Annotated in this window: 14 protein-coding genes; 12 read left to right on the top strand and 2 right to left on the bottom strand. The window is 64.8% G+C overall.

What is annotated here, in order from left to right; translation table 11 throughout:
• Positions 1–119: 119 nt before the first annotated feature.
• The 11 genes from AC1DUN_RS03910 to AC1DUN_RS03860 all read left to right on the top strand — a co-directional run bounded on the left by AC1DUN_RS03910 (position 120) and on the right by AC1DUN_RS03860 (position 12,179).
• Positions 120–1,031 carry a hypothetical protein gene (locus tag AC1DUN_RS03910; protein ID WP_477712792.1) on the top strand — a complete coding sequence of 304 codons (912 nt, stop codon included), beginning with the start codon at positions 120–122 and terminating at the stop codon, positions 1,029–1,031.
• Positions 1,028–2,986 carry an MFS transporter gene (locus AC1DUN_RS03905; protein ID WP_477712791.1) on the top strand — a complete coding sequence of 653 codons (1,959 nt, stop codon included), beginning with the start codon at positions 1,028–1,030 and terminating at the stop codon, positions 2,984–2,986. Before AC1DUN_RS03910 ends, AC1DUN_RS03905 begins: the two co-directional genes overlap by 4 nt.
• Positions 2,983–3,339, top strand: a complete 357-nt coding sequence (locus AC1DUN_RS03900; protein WP_477712790.1) for a DUF805 domain-containing protein — start codon at positions 2,983–2,985, stop codon at positions 3,337–3,339. Before AC1DUN_RS03905 ends, AC1DUN_RS03900 begins: the two co-directional genes overlap by 4 nt.
• 28 nt (positions 3,340–3,367) lie before the next feature.
• Positions 3,368–5,641 carry an FAD-binding protein gene (locus AC1DUN_RS03895; protein WP_477712789.1) on the top strand — a complete coding sequence of 758 codons (2,274 nt, stop codon included), beginning with the start codon at positions 3,368–3,370 and terminating at the stop codon, positions 5,639–5,641.
• A complete protein-coding gene (locus AC1DUN_RS03890; RefSeq protein WP_477712788.1) occupies positions 5,638–6,684 on the top strand; it encodes a hypothetical protein in 1,047 nt (348 codons plus the stop codon). Before AC1DUN_RS03895 ends, AC1DUN_RS03890 begins: the two co-directional genes overlap by 4 nt.
• Positions 6,685–6,745: 61 nt before the next feature.
• Positions 6,746–7,717 carry an alpha/beta fold hydrolase gene (locus tag AC1DUN_RS03885; protein ID WP_477712787.1) on the top strand — a complete coding sequence of 324 codons (972 nt, stop codon included), beginning with the start codon at positions 6,746–6,748 and terminating at the stop codon, positions 7,715–7,717.
• Positions 7,718–7,839: 122 nt separating this feature from the next.
• Positions 7,840–8,304 (top strand): YiaA/YiaB family inner membrane protein, encoded by a 465-nt coding sequence (locus AC1DUN_RS03880; RefSeq protein WP_477712786.1) that lies wholly within the window; start codon positions 7,840–7,842, stop codon positions 8,302–8,304.
• 27 nt (positions 8,305–8,331) lie between these two features.
• On the top strand, positions 8,332–8,787 hold the full coding sequence (locus tag AC1DUN_RS03875) for a hypothetical protein (RefSeq protein ID WP_477712785.1): 456 nt from the start codon (positions 8,332–8,334) through the stop codon (positions 8,785–8,787).
• A 14-nt stretch (positions 8,788–8,801) separates the two neighbouring features.
• On the top strand, positions 8,802–9,611 hold the full coding sequence (locus AC1DUN_RS03870) for a DUF2145 domain-containing protein (RefSeq protein WP_477712784.1): 810 nt from the start codon (positions 8,802–8,804) through the stop codon (positions 9,609–9,611).
• A 37-nt stretch (positions 9,612–9,648) separates the two neighbouring features.
• Entirely contained in the window at positions 9,649–10,710 is a 1,062-nt protein-coding gene (locus tag AC1DUN_RS03865; protein ID WP_477712783.1) for a serine endopeptidase, read from the top strand.
• Between the two features lie 122 nt (positions 10,711–10,832).
• A complete protein-coding gene (locus AC1DUN_RS03860) occupies positions 10,833–12,179 on the top strand; it encodes a hypothetical protein (RefSeq protein WP_477712782.1) in 1,347 nt (448 codons plus the stop codon).
• A 94-nt stretch (positions 12,180–12,273) separates the two neighbouring features.
• Here the strand turns inward: AC1DUN_RS03860 and AC1DUN_RS03855 are convergent, their stop codons facing one another.
• The gene (locus AC1DUN_RS03855; protein WP_477712781.1) at positions 12,274–13,275 is read right to left on the bottom strand and encodes an aldo/keto reductase; all 1,002 of its coding nucleotides are present in this window, start codon (positions 13,273–13,275) and stop codon (positions 12,274–12,276) included.
• Positions 13,276–13,524: 249 nt separating this feature from the next.
• Between AC1DUN_RS03855 and AC1DUN_RS03850 the strand changes: the two genes are divergently transcribed.
• Positions 13,525–13,998, top strand: coding sequence for a hypothetical protein (locus AC1DUN_RS03850; RefSeq protein ID WP_477712780.1), 474 nt, complete (start codon positions 13,525–13,527; stop codon positions 13,996–13,998).
• 18 nt (positions 13,999–14,016) lie between these two features.
• Here the strand turns inward: AC1DUN_RS03850 and AC1DUN_RS03845 are convergent, their stop codons facing one another.
• Positions 14,017–14,805 (bottom strand): YaeF family permuted papain-like enzyme, encoded by a 789-nt coding sequence (locus AC1DUN_RS03845; RefSeq protein ID WP_477712779.1) that lies wholly within the window; start codon positions 14,803–14,805, stop codon positions 14,017–14,019.
• Positions 14,806–14,818: the final 13 nt, after the last annotated feature.

Here is a 14,818-nt window from a genome sequence, read left to right as displayed (position 1 = left end):
ATCGATTATCGGTACTTTCGGTTTGAAGCGGCTCCACCGCGCTGAATTTTGATGCCTGCGGCCCACGCCGCCCCTCACAGTGCGGCTCACTCATATACAGATAGACAGAGGAGCTTTCCATGCAGACCACCCCCTCCATTCTTCACCGCCGGGTCGAGCCGCTCCCCTGGCACGCGCGCCCGGCTGCCCTGGCCTTGCGCCGTGAATGCGTGCTTGCCGCCGTCTTCTTGCTGTTGCTGGCGGCCGCGCTGCTGGGGCCTTCGGTGGCCCAGCCCGTCCATTACCACGACTTCGCCGACCAGCGCCGCTGGGGCTGGCTGCCGCACGCCATGGACGTCATCAGCAACCTGCCCTTTGCGCTGTGGGGCATGGTGGGCATCTGGGCGCTGCTGCGGGCCCTGCGTGAGCAGGCCGTCAGTGCCGCGGCGGCGGCCATGGCCGGGCTTTTTTTCGGCGGCCTGTGGGTGACGGCGGCGGTGTCCGCGGCCTACCATCTGCAGCCCGGCGACGCCGGCCTGGCCTGGGACCGCGGCGGCATGGTGCTGGCCTTTGCCGGGCTGCTGGGCCTGGCGGCGATGCGGGCCGTGAGTACGCGCGCCGGGATGGCGCTGGCCACGGCCGTACTCGTGTTGGGCCCGCTTTCGGTCTATGCCTGGTCGCTGGGCGGCAATCTGCTGCCGTGGGCGGTCTTGCAGGGAGGCGGCATGGTGCTCATCCTCGGCTTTGCCTGCCTGCGTCCCGCGCAATCGCGGGAGCTGCCGGTGCGTTGGGCGATGCTGATCGCGATCTATGCGCTGGCCAAGCTGCTGGAGCTGGGCGACCACGCCGTCTATGAATGGACGGGGCACCTGGTGTCGGGCCACAGCCTCAAACACATGGTGGCCGCCTGTGCCGCCTGGCCCGTGGTGTCGGCCCTGCTGGCCGCGCGTGAAATCAAGGCAGAATCCCATGCAGCAGTCAAAAACAGAGCGGGCGACTCGCTGAGGCGTGCAGCCCGCCGCACAACAATCAAAACGAGGAGTCACGCATGAGTGTTGATACGGCCGCACCGGTGTCGCCGCCGCCAGTCCAGGGGCACCCCAATCAGTTCGCCCTGCTCAAGCAGCGCCGCTTTGCGCCTTTTTTCTGGACGCAGTTTTCCGGCGCGGCCAACGACAACCTCTTCAAGTTCGCCTTCACCGTGATGGTGACCTACCAGCTCAGCGTGAGTTGGTTACCGCCCGCGCTGGCCGGGCTGGCCATAGGCGCACTGTTCATCCTGCCCTTTCTGCTGTTTTCGGCCACCAGCGGACAACTCACCGACAAGTTTGAAAAAACCCGGGTGATCCGTTTCGTCAAAAACCTCGAAGTGGTGATCATGCTGATCGCGGCCGTTGGCTTTATGAGCGGCAACCCCAACGTCCAGGTGCCGGTGTTGCTGGGCTGCACCTTTTTGATGGGGCTGCATTCCACCATCTTCGGCCCGGTCAAGTTCGCCTACTTGCCGCAGGCGCTCAATGAGCGCGAACTCACGGGCGGCAACGGCATGGTCGAGATGGGCACATTTGTCGCCATCCTGCTGGGCCAGGTCGTGGGCGGGCTGATGGTGGCCGTGCCGCAGGTCGGGCCCGACTATGTGGCCATGGCCTGCGTGGGCCTGGCCCTTGTTGGCCGGCTGGTTTCGCAGTTCATCCCGCTCACGCCGGCGACCGACCCAGGCCTGAAGATCAACTGGAACCCGGTGACGGAAACCTGGCGCAACCTCAAGCTTGCCAACGGCAACCTGGTGGTGTTCCGCTCCATGCTGGGCATCAGCTGGATGTGGTTCTTCGGCGCCGTGTTCCTGAGCCAGTTCCCGAGCTTTGCCAAGGAAGTGCTGCACGGCAACGAGCAGGTCGCGTCCCTGTTGCTGGTGGTGTTCTCCGTCGGCATCGCCACCGGCTCGCTGCTCTGCGAGGTGCTCAGCAAGCGCCACGTGGAGATCGGCCTGGTGCCTGTGGGCGCCATCGGCATGAGCGTGTTCGCGGTGGACCTGTATTTCGCCTCGCGCGGCCTGCCCGCCGTATCCATCATGAGCGTGGGCGAATTCATGGCGCAGCATGCCCACTGGCGCGTGATGATTGACCTCGCGCTGCTGAGCCTGTTCGCGGGCCTGTACAGCGTGCCCATGTATGCCTTGATCCAGCTGCGCAGCCAGCCCACGCACCGGGCCCGCATCATCGCGGCCAACAACATTCTCAACGCGCTGTTCATGATCGTCAGCGCCGTCCTGGCCGGCGCCCTGCTCAAGGCCGGCTTCAGCATCCCGCAGATCTTCCTTTTCACGGGCCTGGCCAACGCGGTGGTGGCCTTCTACATCTTCATGCTGGTGCCCGAATACCTGCTGCGCTTTATCGCGCTGATCGCCTCGCGCCTGGTCTACCGCTTCAAGATCAGCGGCGACGACCACATCCCGGCGCAGGGCGCGGCCGTGCTGACCTGCAACCATGTGAGTTTTGTCGACCCGGTGCTGCTGATGGCCGCCAGCCCGCGTCCCATCTACTTTGTGATGGACCACCGCATCTTCAAAATGCCGGTGCTGGGCTGGCTGTTCCGCCTGGCCAAGGCCATCCCGATCGCGCCGCGCACCGAAGACCCGGCGCTCTACGAAGCGGCCTTCGAGGCGGCCGCCAAGGTGTTGCGCGATGGCGACCTGCTGGCCATCTTCCCGGAGGGCGGCATCACCAAGAACGGCGAACTCCAGGCTTTCAAGGGCGGCATCATGAAGATCCTGGAAAACGCCGAACGCGACGGCTTGCAGGTGCCCGTCGTGCCCATGGCACTGACCAACCTCTGGGGATCGTTTTTCAGCCGCGTGGAAAGCGGGACCGCGATGAGCAAGCCGTTTCGCCGGGGGTTTTTCAACCGGGTGGGGCTTAACGTAGGCGCCCCACTGGCGGCTGAAAAAGTCGCGCCCGCGGACCTGCAGGTCCGGGTGGCACAACTTCTGCAACAGGAAAACACATGAAATCACTTCGATTCTTCAAGGCCGGAGGGCGTTTGTCGCGCGGGGGATTCTGGCTTCACGGCCTCATCGTCTGGGGGCTGTTCTACCTGGTGTGGGCCGCGCTCGGCAATGCCTCGTCCGGCATCCTGACCTGGCTGATCAACCTGCCGGTGCTGGCAGCGCTGGTGCTGATCTGCATCCGGCGCCTCCATGACCGGAACTACTCCGGCTGGTGGCTCTTGCTGGCCGCCGTCCCCGTGCTGGGGGCGCTCTGGCTGGTCTGGCAGCTGGCCCTCAGGCGCGGCGTCGCCGACGGCAACCGCTGGGGCCCGGATCCCCTGCAGGCGCACGGCGACTACCTTGTGGTGGGCTAGGGTTCTGGTTAAAAAGAGGGAGCGAGGGATGCAGCAAAACACATTGATCGTCAACGACGTCACCGGTTTGAACCCGGTGGCGGTCTGGGCCATCAGCAAGCCGAAAACCGTGGCCGATGTGGCCGATGCCCTACGCCGCACCGACGGGCCGGTTTCCGTAGGCGGCGGGCATTTCAGCATGGGCGGCCAGACCGCCAGCCCGGGCAGCCTGCACCTGGACATGCGCGACATGAACCAGGTGATCGCCTTTTTCCCGCAGGAAAAAGTCATTCGTGTGCAGGCCGGCATACGCTGGTGCGACATCCAGCGCTTCGTCGATCCGCACGGCCTGGCCGTCAAGATCATGCAGACCTATGCCAACTTCACGGTGGGCGGCGCGCTGAGCGTCAACTGCCACGGCCGCTACATGGGGCTGGGGCCGGTGGTGCTGTCGGTGCGCGCGATCAAGGTCGTGCTGGCCGACGGCAGCGTGCAGGAAGCCTCGCCGGCCGCGAACGCGGAACTGTTTTATGCGGTGATAGGCGGCTATGGCGGCGTGGGGGTGATCGTCGAGGCGGAACTGAGCCTGGCGGACAACGTCAAGGTCAAGCGCCTGGCGCGCAAGATGAGCGCCGCGGAATACATCAGCCATTTCAAGGCCAAGGTCCGGCATTTCCAGGATGCTGTTTTCCATAATGCCGACCTGTACCCGCCGCACTACCGCAAGGTCCGCTCGGTGACCTGGGCACGCACCGACGAGGCGGCCACCGAGCCGCGGCGCTTGCAGCAGGGCGGCCAGAGCTATCCGCTGAACCGCTACTTTGTCTGGGCCGTGACGGAGACCCCGCTCGGGAAATGGCGCCGCGAGTACCTGATCGACCCGCTGCTTTATAGGTTCCGCAAGGTGCACTGGCGCAATTTCGAAGCCGGCTACGACGTGGCGGAGCTCGAACCCGCTTCGCGCAAGCACACCACCTATGTGTTGCAGGAGTACTTTATTCCGGTCGAACGCTTCGACGATTTTGTGTCCAGGATGGCGGAGATCCTGCGGCGCCACAAGGTCAACGCGCTCAACGTGTCGGTGCGCCACGCGCAGCAGGACCCGGGCACGCTGCTGGCCTGGTCCCGAGGGGAAACCTTCGCCTTTGTGCTGTATTACAAGCAGCGCACGCGCGACAACGCGATCAACCGTGTGTCGGTCTGGACGCGTGAACTCATAGACGCGGCCATCAGCGCGGGCGGAAGTTACTACCTGCCCTATCAGCCGCACGCCACGGCCCGGCAGTTTCACGCGGCTTACCCGAGAGCCCAGGAGCTGTTTGCGATGAAGCGGCGGCTTGACCCGCAGTACAGGCTCCGCAACGTGCTGTGGGACACCTATTACGCCCCCACGCTTGCCGAATCCGCCAATTCAGCCAATCCCGCCACTTCGATCGACGCCATGGACAACAGCAAACCCGCTTCGGAATTCAGGGCCGTTTTTTCCGACGTCGGCTGGCGCGACGGTTTTTACAAATTCCTGCAGAACATCTACCGCCTCTATCCCGAAGACCGTTTCCATACGCTGATCAAGAGCACTTCGGCGGAGCTTGACGATGACGAGGCGATTTACCGCCGGCTGCAGCGCGAGCTGCCGAAGATCAAGCCCCTGCTGGCCGACCTGACGCATGCGCTGCCCGCGCTCTTCAAGCAAAAGAAGGAGATGGCCGAGCAGACCCTGCGCCTGCTGGAGGGCAGGAAACGCATCGACGGTTATGTCGAGATTGGCTCGACGGGCCGCTACATCAGCGAGCTGCGCAAGCGCGTGGACGTCACCGGCCCCATCACCCTCGTCAATGACCTGGCGCCGACGAATTCGCCGGTCGATATCGCGGAGCGCGGCGGTTTGCGGAAAATCGGCGGCTTTGTGCCCATGGGCGACTACGATCCCCTGCCCGCCTCCATGCCCGATGCCAGCGCGGACCTCGTGACCTGCTACATAGGCCTGCACCACTGCCCGCTGGACAAGCTCGACAGTTTTGTCGCTTCCATCGTGAGGGTCCTCAAGCCGGGCGGCACCTTCATCCTGCGCGACCACGACGTCACGACGCCTGAGATGCACACCTTTGTGTCGCTGGTGCACGCCGTCTTTAACGCCGGCCTGAACGTGGCCTGGGAAAGCAACCAGCGCGAGCTGCGCCATTTCAGGCCCGTCGCGCATTGGGTGGCCTACCTGGGCGAGCGCGGGCTCAGCGACACGGGCCAGCGGGAACTGCAGGCCCATGACCCTTCCGACAATGTCCTGCTGGCTTTCACCAAAGCCGGCGCGCGGGTGCCGGCATGATGCGCGGCATCCGCAGGCTGGGCGCCGTGGGCGCGCTGGTCGCGGGGCTTGCCTTGGCCTGCGGCATCGCCGCGGCGCCCGCCAAGCCCGTGGCGGGTGCCGAGCACGTGCGCGGCGTGGAGCAGACGCTGCTGACCTACCCCGAATGGTTTCTGGTGTTCAGCCCGTATGAATACGGCGAGTTCATTGCCGCGAGCGCGCCCAGCCGTTTCCCCTACTACGGGCATATCGCGCAGTTCTGGGAAAGCTACAAGGCGGTGTTTGACGAGACGCGCCGGCGCGGCCTGGACCTCAACGCCGGCTACCACCTCATGATCATGGTGATAGGCACCAGCACCAGCGTGGAATATGCCCTGAAGTCGGCCTATGAAACCCTGATCGGCCGCCTTGCCGAGTCGACGGCCGGCCGGTCGACGCCGGAAGACCGGCATGCCGCGGCCGTGGCGCAGGATTACGTGCGTTTCATCCGCGTGCAGCCCTGGTACGAGTACGACTTCGGCAAGGCGATGGCCGGCCTCTGGCAAGGCGTTCCGGCGACCGGCCCCGACATGCTTCGCAAATGGGAGCGGCGCTTTGCCCTCACGACCGAATACGCCATCAAGATGGCTTATGCGAAGCTGATCAAGCTGGGCACCAAGTCGATTTACGATGCGCCCCTGCCGGTGACCGCCGTGGTGGCCAGGCCAGCGCCCGCGGCGGATGCGGCCCTGCCCGAGCTCAAGCTGCTGCAGCCCCTGCCGGACGGTGCGGCGCTGGTCACCATTCCGCGCTACGAAGCCTTTATGACCTATGCCCAGGCACTGGCCGGGCAGGGAGTCAACTTCAGCGAAATCGCCGGCAACGACTCCTTCATCCTGGTCAGCGTGCTCGCGCCCGGCGCCTGGAAACCCGAAAGCCCCGCCACGCCGCTGCTGGTGCAGCCCATACTCACGCAGCCGGGCACCCAGCGCGTGGTGATGACGCTGCCCGTGGCCCACCTGGCCGAGGCCCTGCGGCAGTGGAAGGCGGCGAAGCTGCAAGTCGAGCATGTCTTTGACTACTAAGCCCGGGGCAAAGCGGGTGCCGGCACCAGCACCACGCCGTCCCGCGCGCCGGTGGCCGTCCGTGGCGCTGCGGCTGGTGGGCGCCGCCTTGCTGTGCCTGCTGTTGCTGCTGGGGCTGTCCTGGGCGCGCATGCTGTGGGTCGAGGACCGCAGCCCGCGCCAGGCCGCACCGGCGCAGGGGCGCTGGCTGCATGCGCATGATGTTGAGCTCTACGTGCAGGAGTTCGGCGACCCGGCCGCGCCGCCGCTGGTACTCACCCACGGCACAGGCGCCTGGAGCGGCACCTGGGACCAGAACGTGCAGGCCATGGCCGCTGCCGGCTACCGAGTCATCGCGGTCGACCTCCCGCCTTTCGGCTTCAGCACGCGCCCCGCCTCGCGCGACTACAGCCGCGGCGCGCAGGCGCGCCGCATCATCGGCCTGATCGATGCGCTGAGGTTGGGCCCGGTGACGCTGCTGGGCCATTCCTATGGCGGCGGGCCGGCCGCCGAAGCCGCCATGCTGCAGCCCGATCATGTGCGCCGCCTGATCCTCGTCGACGCGGCGATCGGCCTGAGGGAGAATCCCGCGCCGGCGGAAAGCGGCGGCGTGGTGGCCGGCCTTTTCGGCGTTCGTCCGCTGCGCACGGCGCTCATTGCCACGGTGGGCACCCAGCCGCTGTTCAGCGAGTTCTGGCTGCGCAAGTTCGTGGCCCGCAAGGAAGTCGTCACGCCTTCGCGCACGGCGCTCTATCGCCAGCCTTTTGTGCTGCACGGCTTTACGGCAAGCCTGGGCGATTGGGCCGTGCAGTTTGCCGGCGAAAGCGGAAAGTCCCCGAGCGAGAGGCCTGAGGCTTATCGCAAGCTGTCCGTGCCCCTGACCCTGGTCTGGGGGCAGGAGGACAGCATCACACCGCTGTCCCAGGCCCAGGCCCTGCAGCGGCTGGCCGCCGGGTCAAGGCTGGTGGTTCTGCCAGGCGTCGGGCATATCCCGCAGATCGAGGATCCGGCCCTGTTCAATTCGCGAATGGCCGAGCTGTTGAAGCAGCCCTAGCCGGGTATTGGGTATCAAAATTCGATACTCCGGAGTCCTTTTTTAAGGACTGTATTGTCATCTGCATGATTTGCGGGGCGCCGGCCGCACAGTGGCGGCACCTCAACCACCGCAAGGTTTTTATGCAGACGCTGATACACCGTGACTCCAAACCCTGGCAACTGCAGGTCTGGGTTTCTTTCCTGATCGCTGTTTTCCTCTGCGCCGTGGGCTTGTCCTATTTGCCCGGCCGGGACCTGGACCGCGCTTTCATGGTCATGGGTTATTTCTTCTGCCTGTCGGCGGCCTTTGTGCTGGCCAAGTATGTGCGCGACCAGCAGCAAAGCAAAGCCGAAGGCAAGCTGGCCGACACGCCCATGTTCAGGCTGGTGGTGTGGGGCGGCTTCTTCCTGGCCATGTCGCTCACCGGCTGGGGCCTGTGGCGCATGGAGATCAACGAAACCTACAAGGCTTTCCTGGGCGTGAGCTGGCTCTATCTGATCACCTGCAGCTTCACCTTGGCCAAGACCCTGCGCGACAGCCATGAAGCCGACCTCAGCGAAGCCCGCATGGGCCGTGCCGCCCGCAGCCACGCGGCCAATGAATAAGCACCGCACACACGCCAAGGAAACATCATGAAAAATCGACTTGCCACCTATCTGTCCGCTGTTTGCATCGCCCTGGCGGGAAGCGCCGCGTTCAACGCGCAAGCCCAATCGGAAGCCTCGGCCCTGAGCGCCGTGTCGGCCCTGCCGGTGGCTTCCGTGGTGGTCGGCGGCAGTGCCGCCGCGGGCTCCGTCGTGGCCATTCCGGTGGTGTTGTCCACGGCAGGCACCGTGCTGGTGGTCAAGACCGTCGAGAGCACGGCCCGCGGAACACTGTATGTGCTGGAGCGTGCCTCCGACGGCGCCCGCGCCAGCATAGAGGTGGTGGGCCGGGGTGTGGCCGGCGTGTCCGTGGTGGCCGGGACGGCCGTGGTCGTCAGTGTGGTGGGCGCGGGTGTGGTGCTGTCGGCGGCCGGGGAGGCGATTGCCTTTATCCCCAACGCGCTGGGCCGCGCGCTGCTGCACAACGAACGCCTGACTCAATAAGCCGGAGCCATCCCATGAAAATCTTGAAAGCCCTTTTGCCGCTGCTGCTGGCCGTCGCGTTAGGTGCGGCACCTGCCGCCTATGCCGGGCGTTCCTGCGAAGCCCGCAAGACCACCCCCCAGACCGTGGAGCGCGCCATGACGCTCGCCGAAAAGACCCTGGCCTCGCTCAACGCCAGCGGCGAAAAAGTCGTGCTGCTGGCGCGGGCCGGCCAGGATCTCGGCAAGTACGGTGTGCGCTATTCGCACCTGGGCCTAGCCTACCAGTTGCCTGACGGGCAGGGTGGCATGACCTGGCGCGTGGTGCACAAGCTCAACAGCTGTGGCACCAGCGACTCGGCGATTTACCGCCAGGGGCTGGGCGAGTTCTTTCTTGACGACTTGTGGCGCTTCGAAGCAGCCTGGGTCGCGCCGTCGCCCGAAGCCCAGGCGCAGCTGCTGGCGCTGCTGCAGGACCCGGCACGGATCACGGCCATGCACCACAAGCCCTACAGCGTCGTCAGTTATGCCTGGGGCCGCAAATACCAGCAGTCCAACCAGTGGGCCATTGAAACCATGGCTGCCGCCGCGGAGCCCGGCGTGGCCACGCGCGAGCAGGCGCAGGCCTGGCTGCAGTTCAAGGGCTACGAGCCCACGGTGCTCAAGCTGGGCCCTTTGACCCGGCTGGGCGGCCGCATGACGGCCGCGAACGTCGCGTTCGACGACCACCCCAACGACAAGCGATTTGCCGATCGCATCGAAACCGTCACGGTGGACTCGGTCTTTGCCTGGCTGCAAAGGGCCCGCATGACGGACGGCAAACCCATGATGGTGGTCAGGCTGTGAGCGATGTGTTTGTGATGCTCGGAAACTGGAGACAAGCATGGCCAATACCTTGCGATTGACGGAAAAATGGATGCACCGCGGCCTCTGGCTGGTGGCTTTTGTGTTTGCCGGCTTCCTGATAGGCCTGGGCGGCACGGTGGTGGGCGACCTGCCCAAGGTCGAGAAACAGCTCTCGCTCGACGATTACATGGATGTGAATGCCGCCACCGCGCTGCGCAACGCGATCAAGGCCGCCGAGCGCGCAGGGCAGGACGCCCAGATCGCGCTGGAGCAGGCCCAGCTCAAGCGCCGGGCGGCCCAGGCCGATTCGGCGGCCGCGCGCGAAACCTTTAACAACTGGCTGTCCACACGCCACGCCACCCAGCTGCCCGAGCAGGACCCGGAGCTGGTTTCGCGCACGCGGGCGCTGGATGCGCTCAAGGAGCGCGAACGCGCGGCCGGCGTGGCCGTCGAGGCGCAGCAGCAGGCCGCGCTCGATGCGCGCCAGGGAGCCGCGCGTGAACGCCGCAAGCTCATGGAGATGGAGGAGGCCGCGCAAGTGCAGCTCAACGCCGAATACCGGCGTGTGGAACTGCGCGTGTTTTTGTACCGCCTGGCCCTGACGCTTCCGCTGTTGGTGGCGGCCGGCTGGCTGTTCGCGAAAAAACGCAAAAGCACTTACTGGCCTTTTGTCTGGGGCTTTATCTTCTTTGCCCTGTTCGCCTTTTTCGTCGAGCTGGTGCCCTACCTGCCCAGCTACGGCGGCTATGTGCGCTACATCGTGGGCATTGTTGTGACGGCGCTGGTCGGCCGGCAGGCCATCGTCGCATTGAACCGCTACCTCGAAAAGCAGAAACGGGCCGAACAGCTGCCCGACGCGCAGCGCCGTGAGGAACTGAGCTACGACACAGCGCTCAAGCGGCTGTCAAAAAGCGTGTGCCCCGGCTGCGAGCGGGCCGTGGACCTCAAGAACACGGAGATCGATTTTTGCCCGCATTGCGGCATAGGCCTGTTTGACCATTGCCTCCAATGCACGACGCGCAAGAGCGCTTTTGCGAAGTTTTGCCATGCCTGCGGTGCAACCGCAGCTGGTTCGCAGCAGGACGCCGCCATACCTTGAGTTTGGGCAGAACATGACTGGCGCAGGACGTTCTATGACTACTCGGGGCGCCTCCCTTTGCCTACAGACGAAGTCTGTGGATGCGCGCACATTCAGTCATCTAACTTACAAAAGGTTCCATCGTGAAAGCACATATTCGTCATCAGGTGGCATCGCTGTTTTTTCTCTTGCCGGTTGTTGCCGCTGTCGGCGCGCTGATGCCAGCCACGGTGATGGCCCAGGCTGCCATGCCCGAAGTCCGCTCCCTGCAGGTTAATTCCGATGGGGGGTTGAGCTCAGGTGCTGACCTTGAATTCACCGTTGAAGCGACACCGCGCGGGCAAGCCAGCTTGCGTATTCGCGGGGTCCAGCGCAACATTCCGCTCAAGGAAGTTTCGCGGGGCGTTTACCGCGGCGAATACACCGTCAGGCGGCAGGACCGAATTGCCGAGACCAGCCTGATCCGTGCGACCATCAAGGTACGCAACCGTAGCGCTGCTGCCGACTACAGTTTTCCCGCCGGATTTTCGGGTAATCCGGTCGCTGCAGCACCGCCCGCAGTGGCAGGACCGCCACCCGCAGTGCTGAAAATTGATCGCTTTGCCGTGGCGCCTGTCGAGAAGATAGAGCCAGGCGCAGAACTACGATTTATGCTCAATGGCATGCCCGGCGCGACCGCTACTTTTGACATCCCCGGCGTCATGGACAACGTTGCCATGCGCGAAACCCGCCCCGGCGTCTATGAAGGCAACTACACCATCCGGCGGCTCGACAACCTGGCGCCGTCCCGGCCTGTCGTGGCCCGGCTGCGCATGGGCGACAAGGTTGTCACTTCCACCCTGGCCCAGCCCTTGACGATGGATGCCAAGGCACCCGTGCTGCGCAACCTGTCCCCTCGTGAAGGCGAAGTCGTGGCGAGCAACGCCGCCACTTCGGTGTCGGCATCCTTTGACGATGCGGGCGGTGTTGGTGTAGACCCGAAGAGTGTTCGCATCCTGCTGTCCGGCCGCAACGTGACTGCCGAGAGCAACATCACGGCGCAGTTCTTCAGCTACCGCGGCGACCTGCCGCCCGGACGCTATACGGTGGACGTGTCAGCCAAAGACCTGGTGGGCAATACGATGAACAAGGTCTGGGTCTTTGACGTGAGCGGAGCTGCTGCCGCCGTTCTCACCACGGTGCCGCTGCAGGTCACCAGCCATGCCAACAATACCGCTGTGGAGGGCAATTCCACCACAGTGCGCGGAAAGACTGCGCCAGGCGCCACGGTCGACGTCAAGGTCCATGCCATTGCACCGGTTGCCGGTCTGTTCGGTGTGGCGCAGGATGTGCTTTCCGAGCGGGTCCAGGCGGACGGCGCAGGAAACTTCTCCTTCAGCTTTTCACCGCGCCTGCCCCTGCCTGGTACTCGTTATGAAATTGCCATGACCGCGCGTAAAGCGGAGCTCGCCACCGAGTCTCGGCTGGAGCTGTTCCAGAAACAGAACTAGGCATTCCGGGCCTATTGCGCGGGTTGCCCTCGTCTTGCGGGCGCAAGTTGCTATTGATGACATACCGAAGGCCGTGGAAAGGGTATATCGCCAGTCAGACTGGACGGCCGAAGAAGGGATAGCCCGGGTCGTTATAGCCATGGCTGGACGCGTGGCCCGGCACCACCAGTTCATTGACAAAGGCCTCGTCGTCCTTGTCCAGCACCAGTTCCACCGCGCCGTACACGTCTTCCAGGTGCGGCAGGGTGCGCGGGCCGACGATGACCGAGCTGACCAGCGGATTGGCCAGCACCCAGGCCGCGGCGAACTGGCCGGGCACCTGGCCTTTGCCTTCGCAACGGGCCTTGATCTTCTGCGCGATCAGCAGTGACTCTTCACGGAACTCGGTCTCCAGGATGCGTTTGTCGCCGTTGCCGGCGCGCGTGCCTTCGGCCGGCGGCTGGCCGGGCGGGTATTTGCCGGTGAGCACGCCGCGCGCCAGCGGGCTGTAGGGCACCACGCCCAGGCCGTAGTGGCCGCAGGCCGGCAGGATTTCGACTTCCGGGCCGCGATTGAGCAGGTTGTAGTAAGGCTGGCACACGGCGGGCTGCGGCACGCCCAGCTCCTTGCACAGCCGCACCACCTCGGCGATGCGCCAGCCGCGGAAGTTGGACAGGCCGAAGCTGCGCAGCTTGCCCGCGCGTATCAAGTCGCCCAGCGCGCGCACCGCTTCCTCGAGGTTTTCCTCGTGGTAGTCGCGGTGCAGGTAGAGGATGTCCAGGTAGTCGGTCTGCAGCCGCGCGAGGATGGCGTCGGTCTGCTGCACCAGCCAGCGGCGCGAGTAATGGCTTTCATTGATGTTGTCACTGACCGCATTGCCCAGCTTGCTGGCAAGCACCCAGTGCTGCCGCTGGCCGGCCAGCAGCTTGCCCACGTCTTTTTCGGACTGGCCCTGGTTGTAGACGTCGGCGGTGTCTATGAAGTTGAGGCCGTGCTCGCGGGCCGAGGCCACGATGCGTGCCGCTTCCTCAAAAGGCGTCTGCTTGCCGAACATCATGGTGCCCAGGCACAGGACGGAGACTTTGAGGTTGCTGTTTCCTAGGCGGCGGTATTGCATGGTCATCTTTGCGGCAAAAAAGAAAAGGGGAAGGCCTGATGTTGCCTCAGGTGCCGGCATTGCGCTGTGGGTCGGCTATTTCGCGGATGCCCGCGTCCAGAGTTTTGGTGAGGTATCTGATTTTGATGCTTGTCGTATAAATAGCATAGTCTTGTATCTTTAAATGCAACCTTTTGACAGGCCCGCCGCACACTGCGGCCACAAGCATGTGCTTGGGCCTTCGGGTTATTTATGAAGATCGCTTCTTCCTTGTCTTCCCTTCTCCCCCTGTCACGCCTCTCACGGTTGTCTCGCCGCACGGCTCTGGCCGCCGCGGTGCTGGGTGCCACGGCCCTGACGGGCTGCTATGTTGTGCCGGTCCAGCCCAGCCATCCGCCGGTCACTTCCACGGTCTACGTCACGCCGGCTGTCCCGGCCAGCACGACCTTTGCGGCGCGGCTGTACCCGGCCAACGACATGGCCCGTGCCTACGGCATGGTGGGCGCGGTGGTGACCAACGACATGAACGGGCGCGGGACGTTCACCACCAACATCAACGGCGAAAGTTTTACCGGGGAGGCCACGCGCATCGCGGGCTCATCGACGCGTGAAGGCGTGGCCAACGGCTCGGGCAGCCGGGGCAATTACATCAGCTGCCGCTACCAGATGAACTCGTCCACCCTGGGCACCGGGCAGTGCAAGCTGTCCAACGGCGCCGAGTTCACCATGCATGTGGGCGGCTGAACCTGGCGCGGAGCGGTTCTATTGACCGAACTGCTCCGCCGCTGCGACCTGGGGGGCCGCCTTGAGGTGGCCCACATACTGCAGCGGCTTGTGAATCCGGATGGAGGGCACGTCGCCCTCCCTCATGTGCAGCAGGTCGCCGGGGTTGATCAGGCGCGGGTCGGCATCGGTGAGCGGCAGGCCGGCGCTGCGGTAGGCCTCCAGGATGAACTGCGAGCAGAAGAATTGGTCGTTGCGCCCCAGGCCCAGCTGCACGGCCGCGATGCCGCGTATGCAGAAGTCGCGCACCATGGACGGCACCAGCGGCAATTCGCACATGCGCCGCTCCAGCGCGAACGGGGCCTGCAGCATCACACCGACGTAGTTGTATTTCTGGCCTTCGTGGCTGGCCACAAAGCTGTTGATCTTCACGGCCTGCCCGGCCGTGAGGTCGGGGTGGCGAAAGGCCACCACCGTCGCTTCGTCTTCCAGCAGCGCGTCCACGCTGCGGATGCGTATGCCCGAACCCACGGCTTCGGCGATCTGCCGGTTGCCCATGTAGACCGCGGCATGGCTCACCGGCGACAGCGTGATCAGGCGTATGCCGACCGAGTTCAGCCCGTTTTCGGCCGTGAGGATGATGTCGCCCGGGCGCAGCGCGTCGGCGTTGACCAGCTCCCCGCCGTTGCCTGGGTTGAGCGCCATGTTCTGGAAGCCCAATGTGGGCGCGCCGCTGGTTTCATGCGGCTTGATGGCCGTGGCGCAGCCGCCCAGCGCCAGCATGGCCGCCAGGGCCAGCATCCCTGCAAATCGGGTGAGTCGGAGCATGGTGTTTCCTCGT

This window comes from Polaromonas sp. P4_F6 (assembly GCF_056401275.1).
This window is presented reverse-complemented; position numbering and strand designations above follow the sequence as displayed.

Bases quoted from the DNA above. Each gene is read 5' to 3' on its own strand.
- AC1DUN_RS03880 (WP_477712786.1), top strand. From the start codon at position 7,840: ATGCAGACGCTGATACACCGTGACTCCAAACCCTGGCAACTGCAGGTC.
- AC1DUN_RS03910 (WP_477712792.1), top strand. From the start codon at position 120: ATGCAGACCACCCCCTCCATTCTTCACCGCCGGGTCGAGCCGCTCCCC.
- AC1DUN_RS03900 (WP_477712790.1), top strand. From the start codon at position 2,983: ATGAAATCACTTCGATTCTTCAAGGCCGGAGGGCGTTTGTCGCGCGGG.
- AC1DUN_RS03865 (WP_477712783.1), top strand. From the start codon at position 9,649: ATGGCCAATACCTTGCGATTGACGGAAAAATGGATGCACCGCGGCCTC.
- AC1DUN_RS03890 (WP_477712788.1), top strand. From the start codon at position 5,638: ATGATGCGCGGCATCCGCAGGCTGGGCGCCGTGGGCGCGCTGGTCGCG.
- AC1DUN_RS03875 (WP_477712785.1), top strand. From the start codon at position 8,332: ATGAAAAATCGACTTGCCACCTATCTGTCCGCTGTTTGCATCGCCCTG.
- AC1DUN_RS03895 (WP_477712789.1), top strand. From the start codon at position 3,368: ATGCAGCAAAACACATTGATCGTCAACGACGTCACCGGTTTGAACCCG.
- AC1DUN_RS03855 (WP_477712781.1), bottom strand. From the start codon at position 13,275: ATGCAATACCGCCGCCTAGGAAACAGCAACCTCAAAGTCTCCGTCCTG.
- AC1DUN_RS03870 (WP_477712784.1), top strand. From the start codon at position 8,802: ATGAAAATCTTGAAAGCCCTTTTGCCGCTGCTGCTGGCCGTCGCGTTA.
- AC1DUN_RS03845 (WP_477712779.1), bottom strand. From the start codon at position 14,805: ATGCTCCGACTCACCCGATTTGCAGGGATGCTGGCCCTGGCGGCCATG.
- AC1DUN_RS03905 (WP_477712791.1), top strand. From the start codon at position 1,028: ATGAGTGTTGATACGGCCGCACCGGTGTCGCCGCCGCCAGTCCAGGGG.